Genomic DNA, 14754 nt, shown 5'->3' with positions numbered 1-14754 from the left:
GCCATGGCATCGATCACCAGCTGGACCCGGCTCGAACCCCGCGCCCGCACCGGCGACCTACGCCCCTCCCTGGAGGCCCAGGTACACGACCCGGCCTGGATGCTCGCCCGGCAGTGGCAGCTGGGCGAATTCCTCGGCGACGACGCCGGCACCCCGGTGTGGGTGCGGGTCCGCGGCCACGCCGACCGGATCACCCGCTACCGGCCCGGCCCCGCCACCGGCCCCGGCACCGACTACGACGGCCACACCCCCCTCCAGGCCATGGCCGAAGCTGAACCCAGCGGCCTCCGCGCCACCTCGGCTGACCTACGCTCAGGCGCCGAGACGGGCCAGCACCTGCTACGCCTGCTACGGTCCTGCGCCGCCCCCGCCCAAGCGGTCACCGAGGCCGTCGCGCTGCTCCTGGACGACTTCCCCCTCGGACTCACCGGCGCGGAGGGCACCGACGACCCGGCCACCGCACGCTACCTCACGGTCCTACGGGGCAAGGTGCCTGACGGCCACGCCCTGGCTTCCGCCCTGCACACCACGCCACCCACCCCCGGGGAACCCGGCTGGGGCCTGCCCGCCGAGGCCTTCCCCGCGCTGCGCGACTGGCTCGCCTGGTACGACGAGCGCCACCTCACCGCCGCGCAGGGCCAAGAGGCGTGGGACCCGCGACGTCTAGAACACTGCTTCTCGGTCGGCCTTCGCGAAACCGGTGCACAAAGCACCCTCACCGCCCCCGCCTACCAGGGCGGCGAGCTGGACTGGACCGACTTCACCGCCGGCGGGGACACCGGCCTGGCGGCGACCGTCAACCGCGAAACCCTGCTCAGCACCACTTTCCCTGTCCCGGTCCGCTTCCCGGGCATGCCCGCCCGCCGCTACTGGGAGTTCGAGGACGCCCACACCCATCTCGGCGGCATCGAGGCCGCACCCTCCGACCTGGCCCGGATGCTGGTAGCCGAGTTCGCCACCGTCTACGGCAACGACTGGTACCTCGTGCCGCTGGAAGTGCCGGTAGGCAGCCTCACCACGCTCACCTCGGTCGTCGTCGGCGACACCTTCAGTTCGGAGCTGGGCGGCCCGACCCTGCTGCCCACACCAGGAGCGGGCAATGGTGACGCCCACTGGTCACTCCACCGCCTGAGCACCGACGACGGAGGCCGCCGCACCGGCCTGTTCGTTCCACCTGTCACCGTCAGCGCGCTGGAGAGCGACCCAATCGAAGAAGTGCTGCTCGCCCGGGACGAGGGAGCCAACCAGGCCTGGGCGATTGAACGGAGCGTCCCCACCCCGGTCGGCGGCACCCTGGACCGCAGCCGCACCGCCCCGATCCTGCAGCCCACGCCCTCCATGCCCGGTAGCACCGCTACCTACCGACTCATGACCGACATCCCCGCCCATTGGCTCCCGCTGCTTCCCGTCGAATCCCGCCCCGGCTCTCACGTCCTGCGCCTTGGCCGTCTCGACGGTCCGGACGGCCGTCCGCTGCAGCCTCTGGGCCGCCTCCTGAACCCGACAGTCCCCGGCGCCTACGACCTGTACGCCGAGGAGGTTCCGCGTGAGGGCATCACCCTTACCCGCGCTCACCGGTACGCCCGCACCGCTGATGGCCGCGGCCTGCTGTGGACCGCCCGCCAGGCCCGTCCCGGGCGCGGCGAATCATCCTCCGCTCTACGCTTCGACCATCTGGAGGAGTAGGCCGCTGGCCCGCCGCCCCGAGGCTGGGGCGGCAGCCGGATACCGCGACGCGCGGGCCGACCATCCACAGGACAGGGCGTCCGCCGAATACACCTGGTACTTCAGCAACGGATGGTGTGCTGAGCTGCGTTTTTGGTAGTGGCAGTGGCGGGCGACGGCCTGGCGACGTCTTTTCCGGGCCGACCATTTCAGTGCGTGGGTGGAGTCACAGGGGCATCAGTGCCAACGGACGAGATCGTCTCCTGGGACCACCGCACTGAACCGAGCACTCCCGCTCCACGAGTTCTACCGCTGGTAGAATAGGCGACATGAGTAAGCCGACGAGCATCAAGACCAGTGAGGAAGTGCGCGACCGGCTGCGTGTCCTTGCCGAAGAGCGCGGCACCACCATCACCGAGCTGCTGGAAGAGCTCGCTTCCCGTGAGCTCACGGAAGCCGAACGGGAGCAGCGCGCTGCCGAGGCGGCCCGTGAGCTCGGCATCCAGTACACAGAGCAGGTCCAGCAGGCCGGTCAGGATGCCTGGGCGAAGATCCGCGCCCATCAGGGCGGCGCCGCCGCGTGAACCTGACGGCTGTCCTGGACCACACCGCTCTGGTCGCCCTGTACCGAACCGACCCCTTCTTCACCGGCCTCTACATCGAGGCCTCACGCGGCACCGGCCGCGTCATCATCCCCTCCCTGTCCATCCTCGCTGCCGAACGGCAGGTCGCCGGGGCAGGAAAGCACGCGGCATCCTTGCGATTCGCCGAGAGTATCCCGTTCACCGCTGCGCACTCCGTAGACGCAATGGACTGGAAAAACGTGGACTGGCCGGTAACCCACGCGGCTGCGATCGCCTGGCACGCGATCAAGGCAGGGGAGCCTCTCACCGTTCTGTCGCTGGAACCCGAGCTGTACACGGGCACCGGTATCACTCCGCTGAACCCCACCTGACCTATACTCCGGGCAAAGGTGAGGCTGAGATTGATCCCCGGGAGTGGACACCCGGTTTCATGCCACGAGTGACAGAGTACGTGACGTGATCAGTCGCTGTTCGAACTTGATTGGTGTGAGGTGGTCGAGCGCGGAATGCCGGCGGTGCCGGTTGTAGTACAACAGCCAGCGGAACAGCTTGAGCGGGCCTTCCACCTTGATCGTGGACACCTCGGCACTGAGTCTTTTCCATCATCGGCCTGAGCTCGCCAAATGCAGGGTCGGGATGGCTTGGACGAGGCTCGTGATGCGGGTGGTCGAGCACCGCAGTTTGCGGAGGAGTCGCCAGGACTTGAGGGTGACGACGGCCTGCTCGACCAGGGCTCGGATTTTTGCCTGAGACCGGTTGACGGCCTTCTGGCCTGTGGAGAGGTTCTCCCAACGTCCCCAGTACGGAACCCGGACCGTGCCTTTGGTGCCTCGGTATCCCTTGATGCTCCTATAGAAGTCAAGTCGTCGAAGTGAGCATTGCCAGGTGTTCGGTGACCTCGTCGATCTCCTCGGTGAGCATGCGGATGCGGCGTGCCAGTTGGCGCAGTGCGTAGCGGGCGGCCTCCGTGGGACAGGTGAGGTCAACTCCTGGCCGCAGCCGAAGGCAGCGGTTGACCAGGGTGGTGCGGGTGAGCCCTGTGAGCGATGCGCGCAGAGCTTCGGGAGCGGTTACCCGCAGGCCGATGAGTTGGTTGATCGCCTGGGTTCTGGCCTTGATCGCGGACGCGCGGGCCACACGCAGCTGGCGAAGGGCTTCCACCGTGCCGGTGTGGGACTTGGGGATGGCCGTAGCCCGTCCTGAGGCTGCTGCGCGGGCGGCAGCGTAGGCGTCGATTGGGTCGGATTTGCCGCGGGTGTGTCGGGTGCCCCGGTCGGGGGGCGTTGACCTCGACCACCGTCAGGTCGGCCGCGCTCAGCACCGTCGTCAGTCCGGCGCCGTAGGAGCCGGTGCGCTCCACACCCACCGCTTGTACGTGGCCGAACGTGATGAGCCACATCAACAGAGCGCGGTATCCCTGGGTGGTCGTGGGAAATTCTCGGTCGGCGAGTGGACGTCCCAGCGGGTCCACGACGGCGGCATGGTGGGTGTCGGTGTGGGTGTCGACTCCGGCGAAGACTTCCTTCTCGAGCTGCTGGTTGATCATGCTGGAGCTGCTGCCTTCTCATCGTGCTGACAGGGCAACACGGGCCAGTCGAGGCAGGCGGACACGACAGTGACGGGTCTTCTCGTACAAGCACCTATGAAGTCACGATGCCCTTGGCCGACCACGTGCGATGGCGTCACCGACAGACCGACGGATCAAGGCAAGGACACGAGATTCCGGTCAGTCGGCCCAAGGGACAGATCTGTCGGTGACGCCATCACCCATCATCACTGTCGGCCCAGCAGGTGATGCCGGCGTCCGTGAGAGCGGTGATGATGCCGTGTTCACGGGCGGCCCGGACATCGTGGACGGCTCCGGGCAGAGCCGGCGACGCCCACAGCAGCCGGCCGGACGGATCGGCCAGGACCTGCACGTTCATCCCGTGCTTCTTGTGCCTGCCGGAGCAGAAGGGGCGGTCCGCGGCGATCCGGTCGATCGGCAGCAGGGTGCCGTCCAGCAGCACGAAAGCCTTCGTCGATGCCGTCCGGGCCGCCTCCGCGAGAGTCGGGGCGAAGGCGGCCAGGAGCTCGACGGCCTCGGCGACGTACCGGTAGGCCGTCGTGGTCCCGATGCCGAAACCGGCTGCGAGCTGGGCGTACGGGTGGCCGTTGCGAAGGTGGGCGAGCGTGAGCAGGGCCTGCTGGTCGGGGCTCAGGCGCCGTCATCGGGTACCGAGCTCCCGGCGGAGCCGGCGGAGCTTGGCGGACAGGAAGCGCAGGGCAGAGCTGGACACGTCGACGCCCGACGGGTAGACAAGCACACGAAGCCTCTGGTGGAGACGGATTTCTTGGTCGAAAACCCATCTACCAGGGGCTTCACCTGCCTGTCAGTCCAACCGCCCATCCGAACCGGCAGGTTGGAAAGGGCTCACTGGATCCTGAGTCCAGGGAGAGGAGTCCCAGGTGGGGACCTATAAGAGGGCGGTTCGTGAGTCTTTGAGTGGTTCTGCTGTCGCCTGATGGTGTGGCGACAGGGCGGAATCCGCCGGTCCACGGGTGCTGATCTGGTGATGTGACCGGGTGAATGAACGCAAGCTGTACCCGAGTGACTTATCGGACGAGCAGTGGTCGTTGATCGAGCCGGTGATCACCGCGTGGAAGGACCGGCATCGCTCGGTCAGCGGGCACCAGGGCGCCTACGACATGCGGGAGATCGTGAACGCGATCCTCTACCAGGGGCGGACCGGCTGCCAGTGGGCTTATCTCCCGCACGACCTGCCGCCCAAGAGCGCGACCTACTACTACTTCGCCGCCTGGCGGGACGAAGGCACTGATCAGGTCATCCATGAACTCCTGCGCTGCCGGGTCCGTGAACGCGCCCGCCGATGAGAGGACCCGACCCTGGTGGTCCCGGACACCCAGAGTGTCCACGTGGCCGCCGGGATCTCCGCCGCCATGACCGGTCACGATCCGGCCAAGCGGGTGCCCGGCCGCAAGCGCGGCCTGGCCGTGGACGTCCTCGGCCTGGTCATCGCGGTCGTCGTCCTCGCCGCGAACACCCACGACAACGCCGCGGGCATCCTCCTGCTGGACCAGGTCGCCGAGCACACCGGCGGCACCGTCCGCAAAGTCCTGGTCGACCGGGGCTTCAAGAACCAGGTCGTCGCGCACGGCGCCGACCTGGGCATCGATGTCGAGATCGTCCAACGCACCCCGCAGGTCAAGGGGTTCGTGCCGCAGCCGAAGCGGTGGAGGGTCGAGCAGACCTACGGAATCCTGATACTGCACCGCCGCCTGGTCCGCGACGACGAGTACCACCCCTCCTCGTCCGCCTCCCGCGCCTACTGGGCGATGACCCACGTCATGACCCGACGCCTCACCGGCGCGAACGCCCCCACCTGGCGCGAGACGCAGACGGTGTCAGCGTGAACCTCCAGCCCCTGCTCGATGCCCTGAAACTCCAGGAAGACGCCGCCCGGGCCCTGGCCGACGACCTCCGCGCACAGATCGACGACCTGCAGACCCGGCTGCGGGAGGCCGAGACCCGCCTCGAACACCTCGCGATCACCCGCACGACTGTCACCGGCCTCACCGACCGGCTCCCGGCCGGCCCGCCGGACCTGCCCGAGCACCCGGACTACCCCCGCATCCTCGACGCCTTCAACCAGACGACCGGACCGCTACGGGCCAAGGACGTCTGCGAAGCCCTCGGCCACGAACTGCTGCCGAAGAACGTCGAAGGCACCCGCGCCAAGCTGAAACGCCTGGTCAAACTTGGGATCCTCACCGAGGCCGACACCGGCAACTTCGCCAGGAAGCAATAGCCGACACAACCCCCACCAGCGACCTCGCTGCAACCTCAACCAGAAACGGACATCAACTTACGAACCGCCCACTCGGGGCTCGCAGCCAGGGGCCGATTTTGTCCCGGGCGTTCCACTGGTTCCAGGCGGCGTCCCAGGTGCACATGGTGTGGGCGGCTTCCTCCAGCAGGTCCCAGTCGCGGTGGCCGGCGGCGTAGACGCAAACGCCCTGGAGCCAGATCACGACTGCTGCGGCGTCGCCGAACTGCACCATGTGTGTGTCGTCTCCGTGGACGTGCTCGGCCAGGGCACGCAGGAGGCTGTGAGCTTGCGCGGGGTCCCGTTCGAGGGCCGATTCCGCCTGCTGGACATCGAGGCGGGCGAGCACACCGACGTGGATCTCGTAGTCCTCGGGGTGATCACCGACCAAGGCCAGCAGGGCGTCTGCGGCCGCCGAGTCGCCGGCACCCGCGGCTTCCAGCAGCGCCTGGGCGCTCTCGAGAGGGTCTTCGAGGACGTCCGCGTGCTCACGGTCGATCAGGGCGAGCAGCTCGCTGACGGTCTGAGGGCGACGCTGCGGATCCGGATACGTGGCGGCGCGGACGATGGTGCGCCATGGGCCGGGAGGGGGCAGCAGCGGCAGGTTGGTCTCCGGCGTCTTGCCGGTGAGGGCCCAGGCGATGACTCGGCCGAGGCTGTAGACGTCGCTGGACGCCGTGGCCTCGTGAGGTGTTCCGGACAGTTCCGGCGCGGCGAAGCCCTCGGTGCCGATGTAGAGGCCGGTGCGGCCCACCTTGGTGGTCTGGCCCCGTGGCCGGCGGACGATGCCCCAGTCGGCGAGGGTCCAGCGGCCGTCGAAGTAGAGGATGTTCGACGGTTTGATGTCGCGGTGCAGCCAGCCCTCCTCGTGCGCGGCGGCCAGCACCGATGCCAGAGCGTCGACCAGGGCGCGCAGCTCAGCCGGTTCCTGCAGCAGCTCTTGGCGTTGTGCGGCGGTCGCATCCGCCCAGGGCATCACGAACCAGGTGTGGTTGGCGCCGAAGTCGAGAATCGGCATGGCATGGGGGTGATCCTTCAGCACCTGGCCGATTTCGATCTCCCGCCGCATACGGGCCACCTGGCGCTCGGGAGGGTACTTGCTGTGCAGCTTCTTCAACGCGACGGTCGTGCCGGTGGGCTTGTGTACCGCCTCGAACACGTCCGCCTGGCCCTCGTCCGGGACCGGCTCGCGCGAACAGGAGTAGTCCTTGCGCTCGCCGCGAGCGGCGCGGCGGCTGGGGGAGCGGGGGGTGCGGTGTGCCGGTATCCGGCGGGCCTCGTATACCGGGTGGCCGCTGACAGCGGGCCTCGGCGAGCTCGTAGCCGTCGGGGGCCAGCAGGCCGTTGACCAGCGTCAGTAGCCGCTGGACCTCGTCGGGGTCCGTCCGCACCGCGGGGTGGATCATTTCCGTCAGGAAGCGGAGCAGGACCTCGTCGGCGCCGTCGGCGAGCCCGAAGCGCTCGTCACCGAAGACCCAGTCCTCTTCCCAGTCCCCGGGGTTGTTGTAGCGGTGCTGGATGATGTCGCCCTCGGCCGTTGCGAACCGCGGATCGTGACTTTTCAGACGGTCCAGGTCGTACAGCCTGCGCAGGAAGGTGACCTCGTCCAGGCTGCCCGACCAGCTCACCCCGCTGCTGCGCAGCGCGTCGAACAGGTGTCGCCGGGTGACATCGGTGATGACCGCCGGCGGTGCCGCGGACAGGCTGCTGCCCCGGAAGCGGCCGACGACGGTGTCAGCGGAAACGGTGCGGAGCAGGGACGTGCCCGTCACGCTCTCGGTACGGGGGCGGGAGAAGAGGTCCAGATCGAAGGAGACGTCGTTGAGTGCCCGCAGGACGGTGTGCTGCAGATCGGGACCCAGCTCGCGCAGCCGCTCGTAGTAGGTGTCCCTCAGCCCGAGCGAGAAAAAGGCTCCGTCCAGGGCCTCGAAACCGTCCGGCAGCGGCGTTCTGGCCGGGGCCACCATGCCGAACCGGCCGATCTTGACGGCGCCGATCTCCCTGATCTCCCCGCCCGGATCGGCACAGAGCAACTGGAAAGACGTCTTGAAGCTGTAGTCATCCCAGTTGTCCCGAACCAGGAAGGCCTGCCCCGGCAGGGGAGAGACGGGCCGCCCGCGGACAGGCAGGACAGTGAACTGCACGGTTCCTCCGGAAGACACCTCGGCCTGCGGCCGGGCACATCAGAACAGACAACGCACCCGCCCTTGTACGAGCGCGGTGCTCCTCCCGGCGAAGCAGTGCCGGGTCTTGCTGGTGTCAGGCGGCGGGCCAGGCCCGGGGACAAAGCGACGGTCGTGTCGGCGGTGCAGGCGGAGTCGTGGTGACCCTTTTCTGTCGTCGGCGGCTGACGGTTACTGGCCGGGGTGGACGGCCTGGACGCCGGTACCGGCGTACGCCTTCGGCGTCAGGGTGAGCAGGTACCGGCCGACGGGGTAGGCGGCGGAGGGGTGGGCGGCGTGGATGGCGTGGACGGCGGCCCAGGAGTGCCCGAAGCGCAGCAGTCCGGTGGCGGTGACTGCGGCGTCGGTGTCGAACGCTTCGATCCGGATGAACCGCAGCCCTTTGATGTAGCCGAGCAGACCGGGTCGTTCGGCGTCGCCGGCCGTCAGTGACAGCACCGGCGCAGACAGATCACCGAGCCCGCCGGACGCCTGGGCGTAGAACGCAGCGACCGCCTCGTTGAACGGATCCTTCGGGTCGTACAGCGCCGTGGCGGTCGTGTGGTCCAGGACGACTGCGATCGCCGCCACTACGCGGCCACCTGCGGACCGTGCGAGGCGCCGCCGAGACGCTCCAGCAGGGCCCGTGCCCTCGCCTCGGCCTCCGGGCTCGGCGCGCTGCCGAGGGCGGAGGCGAGCTCGGCGCGGGCCAGCTCGGCACGCTCGGCGTACTCGGCCTGGGTCGGAGTGCCCTGCGCGAGGTCCTCCACCAGGCTGCGAATGGTGGTGCCGTGCTCGGCCGCCAGCTGGGCGAGCCGGTCTCGAGCTGCCGTACTCACCTTGATGCTCGTCTCGTCTGCTGCCATATCCCTCACTCCACCGCGCTCCTCTACTGCAGGTAGAGGAAACAGGACCGTACGGCAGCACGCCTCGGCAACCCGCCCACGCGCGGAAGACCGCCCTCGCAGACGCCTCGGATACGAGCGAGGGCACGCCTTCCGTACACGATTGGTACGCCAGATGTGCGCTTGATGAGCGGTGCACGAGGTGCCCCATGACCCGAAGCCGGACCACCGCTATCAGGTAGTGGTGGGCCGGCCGGATACGCCCGCTCAGCCCGTGCACGTCCAGACCACCCGGTGGGCGTCACCGGTCGACGTCCGGCAACGATCACGGAAGCGGATGATCATCTCCAGTGGCCCGGTTGCGCTGCTCCTGCAGATCCACGCCTTTTCTCTGTCGCCGTCGGCGCTTGCGCAGTTCAGCCCGGCGCTCACGCTGTTTGGCCTGGCGCTCGCGGTAGCGGAAATATTCGAGTACCAGGTCCCGCTTGTGCTCGGACTCATCGGGCACCACGATCTTGACCAGGCCAAGAATGAGCGAGACCACGAGCGTGACGAGCACGATTATCGCCACGACTTCCCAGGACGCGTTGGCCATCGTCAGAACTGCGACGACCGCGCCCCCGCTGACCATGCTCACAGCCGCCGGCCGGGCCCCACCGAAGCGGGACTGCTGCGAGACAGGCGCGCTCACCGGCCCCACCCCTCAGCATCGGTCCCGAACAGCGCCTCGCACTGGCGCCCCTGGAACACCGCGTTCCGGCGGTGTCCTGCCACCGGGCCAGCCGAGCCCACCGATACCGGCGGCAGCCCGCAGAAGCGGCCGGACGTGCGGCCACCGGCCACCGCACCCACCAGTCGCAGGAAGCCGGCGCTCACTCCTCGCCCTCCTCGTCCTCGTCGAGGCGTAAGGGCTTTTCGATGACGTCCGCTGGAGTGGTCCTGCCTGTGGGTGTATCGACCGCCGGTCAGTCCTGGCGGATGTTCCGGAGGATTCGGTCGACGATTTGCGTGGCTTGCTTCGAATGCTCCTCGAGCCAGTTACCGAGGTGTTCCCGGACAGCCTCCCCGACACAGTCGCGTACGTCGGTGTTGCCCAGCAGCTCGCGCGTGGCGCCCAGGTATTCGGGGCATTCGAGTTTCACCGACACGACTGCCGTGAGACCCTCGCTGATCCGGTCGGCGCAGGGAGCGTTGTCCGCCGCCAGCAGTCCTCGTTCACGCGCGTAGGCGGTGACTGCCGCCATCACTCCGTCTCGGAAGCCGTCCACGTGCGCGCCGCCCTGGCGAGTGGCCCGGCTGTTGGCGAAGCCGCGTATTCGCTCCTGACGGGAGCCGCTCCACAGCATCGCCACCTCCATCGTCCCCGCCATCCGCGGATCCTCGCGCTCGAAGCCGATGACATCCGGATGAAGGGCGGCCCCCGTCTCCGCTTCGAGGGCGGCCACAAAGTCCCGCACTCCCTCCGGAAACCGGAAGCTCACCGCCCGGGCCCCGCCCGCCGGGCGTTCGTCGGCCAGCGAGATCCCCAGGCCCCGGTTGAGGAAGGCCACCTGCCGGAAACGCTCCGCCAGCACGGCGAACGAGCACCGCGTCGTCTCGAAGATCTCGACGTCGGGCCAGAAAGCGATGGTGGTCCAGCTTCCGGCCGTCGGCCCCACGGCGGCGGGCTGGGCGGCCGCAACACCGCGCGCGTACTCCTGGACCCTGCGGGTCCCCTCACACCGCACCTCGGCCGTCAGACTGCTCGACAGGGCGTTGGCCACGAAGAGCCCCACATCCCGGCTGTGGCTCACGGCCGCGATGTGCCGACCACCGGGCTCGTCCCCGGCGGGCATACGGGTCAGCAGGACTTCGAGACCGCGACCACCGGCGTTCCCCTCGGCCGCGAAGGGACACCCGAACCCGTTGTGGGCGACCCGCACGCCGCCGTCGCGGGTGAGTGTGACATCGACGGAGCCGCCGCGGCCGGCCAGGACATGGTTCACAGCCCAGCCGACGACCTGGAACACCAACTCATGCAGCCCGCGTTCGCCGGTCGAGCCAACCCACATACCGGGCCGTTTCCGAACGGCTTCCCGCCCCTCCAGCTCCTCCATCCTGACAGCGTCGTACCCCGTTCCTCCCTCACTCACGAAGGCCCCTCCCATGATGCCCGACAGACCTCCGCAGCCTATGTGAAACCCACAAAAACACCAGGTCAAAGCCGTTACGGCGACGCTGCGGACGGGTGGATGAGAGCGTGCCGGGCAGCAGCTGGCCCCAGATGCCGTACACCACGCCCAAAACGTGTCCGCGGACCCGACGAAGCCGCGCACGACCCCATTCCGGGCGCCCCTGAGCCCTCAATTCCATCGACGACGGGCAGACAAGCGCGCGAAGCTCTTGGCGCACACGGGTGATCTTGGTCAAAAACCCGTCTACCAGGAGCTTCGTCGTTCCGCATGCGTGTCCACCCACGACCTGGCTGCTCCGACGTCGCGCACCGCCCTGTGGCCAGTACGTCAGGTCAGCAGGCGTCGTACTTCCAGTCGCCGCCCTCCCGCGCCCACGGCTGCGACTTCTGGTCGAACTTCGCCAGACCCTCCACCCGGTAGCTCACCCGCGCCAAGTCCCCGGACACCTCGGCCTTCACGTCCGTCGCCGGGTGCCCATCGCCGTAGTCGGCCGCCGCCTGCTCCAGTGCCGCCCCGTACACCTCGGGCGTGATCCTCCCCTGGCAGCGCTCCGACAACATCTCGTACGCGGTGTCGGCATCGCCGTCGAAGTACGCGGCGGTGTAGTCCTCGACGGCCTGCTGCAACGAGCCGTCGTCAGCCGGCTTGCTGCTCCCCTCGACGGCCGGGCTGCTTGCGCTGCTGTCGGCGGCTGTCACGTCGTCGCCGCTGTCCTCGCTGGAGGAGCAGGCGGTGAGCATGGTGAGCAGCAGGACGGCGAGCGTGGTGGTGGCGCGGGTGCGTATGTGTCCCCCCGGATGGTGCGGTGTGGGGAGACATCGTGGCATGCGGGCGTGAGTGGCCCCGCCGTCGACGGAACTTCACGGCGGGACCCGACGCGTCACAGCCATGCACCCCTCGCGGACCATCTTCCGGTCCAGCCCCATCGCCCGGGCGATCTCCGACAGGCTCATCGCCCCGGACCTCAGCAGACCACGAAAGCGCCGCAGTTCCAGCCAGCGATGCGGGCCCAGAATCACCGTCAAGCCGCCCAGTCGAGACCGAGAGCAGCGAGGGCGCCGGCTACCGCGGTGGCGAGGGTGAGGACCGCGGTGAAGGCGGTGGCGGCGCGGGTGAGGGCGGCGGGGTAGGTGGCGCCGTCCAGACGGGCGAGCTTGCCCGCGCCGACGGCGGCCAGCACCGCGACGACCAGCACGAGCGCGGCGGTGAGGAGGACAACGGCGACGTTCACGGCAGACTCCCGTCAAGGGGTTGGGGTGTTGACGTGGACGAAGGTGGCGGAATCGGTGTGCGCCGGAGTTCGCCGGGACGAAGATGAACACCGGCGAACACCTCACCACCCGCGGGGGCGAGCACGTGCACGACGAACAGGCCGACCACACTCCGGACTCGGCGCTGACCGAGCTACGCCGGAGGCTGGAGGGCGGGCTGGCCCGGGCCGGGGTGAAGAAGACGGACCTCGTCGCTCGGACAAGGCTGGGCCGTACGACGGTGCAGCTGGCGTTCCAGACCGACGGGCCGGTGCCGTCGGCGCAGACGGTGACGGCGCTGGCCCGCGCGCTGAAGCTGCCGGTGGAAAAACTGTTGGCGCTGCAGCAGGTCGCGGCCGGTGGCGGAAGCAGTGATCGGCCGGGACCTGGCCGGCCGATCGGCCAGTGGGATCCGCACGCGCCGGAGGTCCACCCGGCCGGCAGCGCCCAAGACGGTACCGGCTCGCTTGGGCAGCGGCTGCTGCCCGGCTACGTGCCCCGTGGGCACGACCGGATCCTGGCCGAAGCGGTCCAGGACGCGGCGGCCGGCCACAGCCGGATGCTGGTCCTGGTCGGCTCCTCCTCGACGGGCAAGACCCGGGGGTGCTGGGAGGCCGTGCAGCCGCTGGCGAAGCAGGGGTAGCGGCTGTGGCATCCCTTCGACCCCACCCGCGCCGAGGCCAGGGTGAAGACTGATCGCGGTGACCGGCTGCTGGTCGGCGCCCTCACCCGCGCCGGCAAGGACGGGCGCCTTGCCCAGGACCTTGCCGGAGGCCCCGCGCTCCTGGAGCGCTATCAGACCGGCGCTCCGGCCGCCCGAGCACTGCTGGAAGCGGCGACGGACGCCCGCCGCCTGGGTGTCGGCCTCCACCTGCCGCAGGCCTTCCTCACCGACGCCGCCGCCGACTACCTCCACGACACCGACTGGGACCAACTCACCGACGACTGGGCAGAAAAGGCCTACACCGAACTCGCCGAACACGTCCACGGCAAGCACGCCCCGCTGAGCCGCATCACCCCACGGCCGCAACGACGCCCGCCCGGCCCCTCCCCGGACAGTACCCCCTCACCCCGCCCGACGGGGCCGGTGTTCCGCCTCGCCGACTACCTCGAACAACACGGCCGCACCATCCGCCGCCACCTGTGCCCAACCGCATCCTTCTGGCACGCCGCCCATACCCACCTCACCCGCCCCGACAACTTGTACAACCTCACCCGAGCAGCCGATACCCGGTTCCGCCTGCAATGGGCCCACCACCTCCTACACCGCGCCGCCAGCCACGGCAGCACCAACGCCCTGGCCCGCCTGGCCGTGCTGCGGAAAAGGGCCGGGGATTAGGATTGGGAGGGTGCTGAGGCCCTCGCCCGGCAGGCCGCCGACCACGGCATGGGCAACCTCCGTCTGGAACTTTCTTTAAAAGGAGTTCTCGTAAGGCGGTGGCCCAACGGCCTGGACCCGGACGGCACACCCACACCGCCGCGGCAATGATGCACACACCCCCTACCGGCGGCCCTATGCCCACCCCACGCCCAGCTCCCGCAGCGCCTCCAGCTGCTCCTGGGTGAGCTTGTCCCGTCTCGCGCGGGTGTTCGATGTCCAGACGCCCAACTTCACCACCGTCGGCTCGACCTCGCCGTCGACCGTGATCTCTTCAGCGTGGCCGCGCGGTACAGGCCGGTCCGCGCCCTCCCGCTCGATCCACTGCGCGAGGGCTGCCAGGCCGCGTTGGAACGCCTGCTGCGCCTTGCCCGGACTCTTCGTCGCGCGCCCGGCCGCCGGGGAGAGAGTCGGCGCCTGAACGGGCTTCAAGCCCAGCTTGGTCAGCCGCTCCTGCTGTTCGGTCGACAGCAGCTTCCAGGCGGTCGGCTGTTTCTGGCGCTGGAGCCATCGTCCGATGTCGTCGCTGTCGAACAGGACGCCGGGGGCGATGTCGGGCAGGACGCCGTCGGCCTCGTCGGCGGCGAGGTCGGCGAGGTGGCGGTAGTGGCGTTGCCAGTTGAGTGGCCAGGGGCAGTTCCAGTCCGGGTCGATTGCGGTCAGCTGCTGCGCGCGTACGGCGGCCCGCCGCGGGTCCTTGCCCAGGCCGCCCTTCCGCCGGAGGTTGGTGATGTGCTGCCCGATGGGCACAGGGCCGCCGCCGACCGGGCCGTCCCAGACGGCGTCCTGCCGGGGGGCGAGGTGCCCGGTAGCCCGCCGGTACGAGCGGAACGCGGCGAGCTTGGCCTCCCAGGCTTCTTCGCCGGGTT

The 14754-nt window shown here is 69.2% G+C and carries 14 protein-coding genes and 7 pseudogenes (1 of these 21 running past the window's edge); 7 read left to right on the top strand and 14 right to left on the bottom strand.

Going from position 1 to position 14754, the window contains the following annotated elements:
* Nucleotides 1-3 precede the first annotated feature (3 nt).
* The 3 genes from ADK41_RS25630 (at nucleotide 4) to ADK41_RS25620 (ending at nucleotide 2620) form a co-directional block, all read left to right on the top strand.
* Entirely contained in the window at nucleotides 4-1686 is a 1683-nt protein-coding gene (locus ADK41_RS25630) for a hypothetical protein (RefSeq protein ID WP_030834434.1), read from the top strand.
* A gap of 308 nt (nucleotides 1687-1994) precedes the next feature.
* Nucleotides 1995-2249 (top strand): hypothetical protein, encoded by a 255-nt coding sequence (locus tag ADK41_RS25625; protein ID WP_030834432.1) that lies wholly within the window; start codon nucleotides 1995-1997, stop codon nucleotides 2247-2249.
* Nucleotides 2246-2620, top strand: coding sequence for a PIN domain-containing protein (locus ADK41_RS25620; protein WP_030834430.1), 375 nt, complete (start codon nucleotides 2246-2248; stop codon nucleotides 2618-2620). Before ADK41_RS25625 ends, ADK41_RS25620 begins: the two co-directional genes overlap by 4 nt.
* A gap of 57 nt (nucleotides 2621-2677) precedes the next feature.
* Here the strand turns inward: ADK41_RS25620 and ADK41_RS41795 are convergent.
* The 4 pseudogenes from ADK41_RS41795 to ADK41_RS25610 form a co-directional block, all read right to left on the bottom strand.
* Nucleotides 2678-2803: pseudogene (locus tag ADK41_RS41795) on the bottom strand (IS3-like element ISRhosp1 family transposase); the annotation flags it as partial.
* Between the two features lie 48 nt (nucleotides 2804-2851).
* A pseudogene (locus ADK41_RS41095) lies at nucleotides 2852-3091 on the bottom strand (transposase family protein); the annotation flags it as partial.
* A gap of 22 nt (nucleotides 3092-3113) precedes the next feature.
* Nucleotides 3114-3795, bottom strand: a pseudogene (locus ADK41_RS44335) (IS110 family transposase); the annotation flags it as partial.
* A 232-nt stretch (nucleotides 3796-4027) separates the two neighbouring features.
* Nucleotides 4028-4555: pseudogene (locus ADK41_RS25610) on the bottom strand (transposase family protein); the annotation flags it as partial.
* Between the two features lie 259 nt (nucleotides 4556-4814).
* On the opposite strand from ADK41_RS25610, the pseudogene ADK41_RS25605 reads away from it, so the two are divergent.
* Together ADK41_RS25605 and ADK41_RS25600 are read left to right on the top strand one after the other, a co-directional pair.
* Nucleotides 4815-5663, top strand: a pseudogene (locus ADK41_RS25605) (IS5 family transposase).
* Entirely contained in the window at nucleotides 5660-6058 is a 399-nt protein-coding gene (locus ADK41_RS25600; protein ID WP_030834427.1) for a hypothetical protein, read from the top strand. The pseudogene ADK41_RS25605 and the gene ADK41_RS25600 overlap by 4 nt, the downstream one beginning before the upstream one ends.
* A 52-nt stretch (nucleotides 6059-6110) precedes the next feature.
* Here the strand turns inward: ADK41_RS25600 and ADK41_RS43450 are convergent, their stop codons facing one another.
* From ADK41_RS43450 to ADK41_RS25560, 9 genes and pseudogenes are all read right to left on the bottom strand, one after another.
* A complete protein-coding gene (locus ADK41_RS43450) occupies nucleotides 6111-7235 on the bottom strand; it encodes a serine/threonine-protein kinase (RefSeq protein ID WP_051843512.1) in 1125 nt (374 codons plus the stop codon).
* 205 nt (nucleotides 7236-7440) lie between these two features.
* A pseudogene (locus tag ADK41_RS43445) lies at nucleotides 7441-8043 on the bottom strand (protein kinase domain-containing protein); the annotation flags it as partial.
* 387 nt (nucleotides 8044-8430) lie between these two features.
* Entirely contained in the window at nucleotides 8431-8829 is a 399-nt protein-coding gene (locus tag ADK41_RS25590; protein ID WP_030834425.1) for a hypothetical protein, read from the bottom strand.
* Nucleotides 8829-9104 (bottom strand): hypothetical protein, encoded by a 276-nt coding sequence (locus tag ADK41_RS25585; protein WP_030834423.1) that lies wholly within the window; start codon nucleotides 9102-9104, stop codon nucleotides 8829-8831. The genes ADK41_RS25590 and ADK41_RS25585 overlap by 1 nt, the downstream gene beginning before the upstream one ends.
* 304 nt (nucleotides 9105-9408) lie before the next feature.
* On the bottom strand, nucleotides 9409-9774 hold the full coding sequence (locus ADK41_RS42550; RefSeq protein WP_199821992.1) for a hypothetical protein: 366 nt from the start codon (nucleotides 9772-9774) through the stop codon (nucleotides 9409-9411).
* A gap of 274 nt (nucleotides 9775-10048) precedes the next feature.
* A complete protein-coding gene (locus ADK41_RS25570) occupies nucleotides 10049-11179 on the bottom strand; it encodes a DNA gyrase subunit B (protein WP_234319043.1) in 1131 nt (376 codons plus the stop codon).
* Between the two features lie 410 nt (nucleotides 11180-11589).
* Nucleotides 11590-12084, bottom strand: a complete 495-nt coding sequence (locus ADK41_RS25565; protein WP_051843508.1) for a nuclear transport factor 2 family protein — start codon at nucleotides 12082-12084, stop codon at nucleotides 11590-11592.
* 33 nt (nucleotides 12085-12117) lie between these two features.
* Nucleotides 12118-12282: a hypothetical protein gene (locus ADK41_RS41790; protein WP_158717712.1), complete on the bottom strand. Its 165-nt coding sequence runs from the start codon at nucleotides 12280-12282 to the stop codon at nucleotides 12118-12120.
* Nucleotides 12279-12488, bottom strand: coding sequence for a hypothetical protein (locus ADK41_RS25560; RefSeq protein WP_030834413.1), 210 nt, complete (start codon nucleotides 12486-12488; stop codon nucleotides 12279-12281). Before ADK41_RS25560 ends, ADK41_RS41790 begins: the two co-directional genes overlap by 4 nt.
* An 83-nt stretch (nucleotides 12489-12571) precedes the next feature.
* Between ADK41_RS25560 and ADK41_RS25555 the strand changes: the two genes are divergently transcribed.
* Together ADK41_RS25555 and ADK41_RS25550 are read left to right on the top strand one after the other, a co-directional pair.
* The gene (locus ADK41_RS25555) at nucleotides 12572-13150 is read left to right on the top strand and encodes a helix-turn-helix domain-containing protein (RefSeq protein WP_051843505.1); all 579 of its coding nucleotides are present in this window, start codon (nucleotides 12572-12574) and stop codon (nucleotides 13148-13150) included.
* Nucleotides 13151-13192: 42 nt separating this feature from the next.
* Nucleotides 13193-13846: a hypothetical protein gene (locus tag ADK41_RS25550; RefSeq protein ID WP_051843503.1), complete on the top strand. Its 654-nt coding sequence runs from the start codon at nucleotides 13193-13195 to the stop codon at nucleotides 13844-13846.
* A 174-nt stretch (nucleotides 13847-14020) separates the two neighbouring features.
* Here the strand turns inward: ADK41_RS25550 and ADK41_RS25545 are convergent.
* A pseudogene (locus tag ADK41_RS25545) lies at nucleotides 14021-14754 on the bottom strand (Helicase associated domain protein); it runs 1904 nt beyond the window's last position.

Source organism: Streptomyces caelestis, from assembly GCF_001279005.1.
GTDB classification, from domain to species: Bacteria; Actinomycetota; Actinomycetes; order Streptomycetales; family Streptomycetaceae; genus Streptomyces; species Streptomyces heliomycini.
This window is presented reverse-complemented; position numbering and strand designations above follow the sequence as displayed.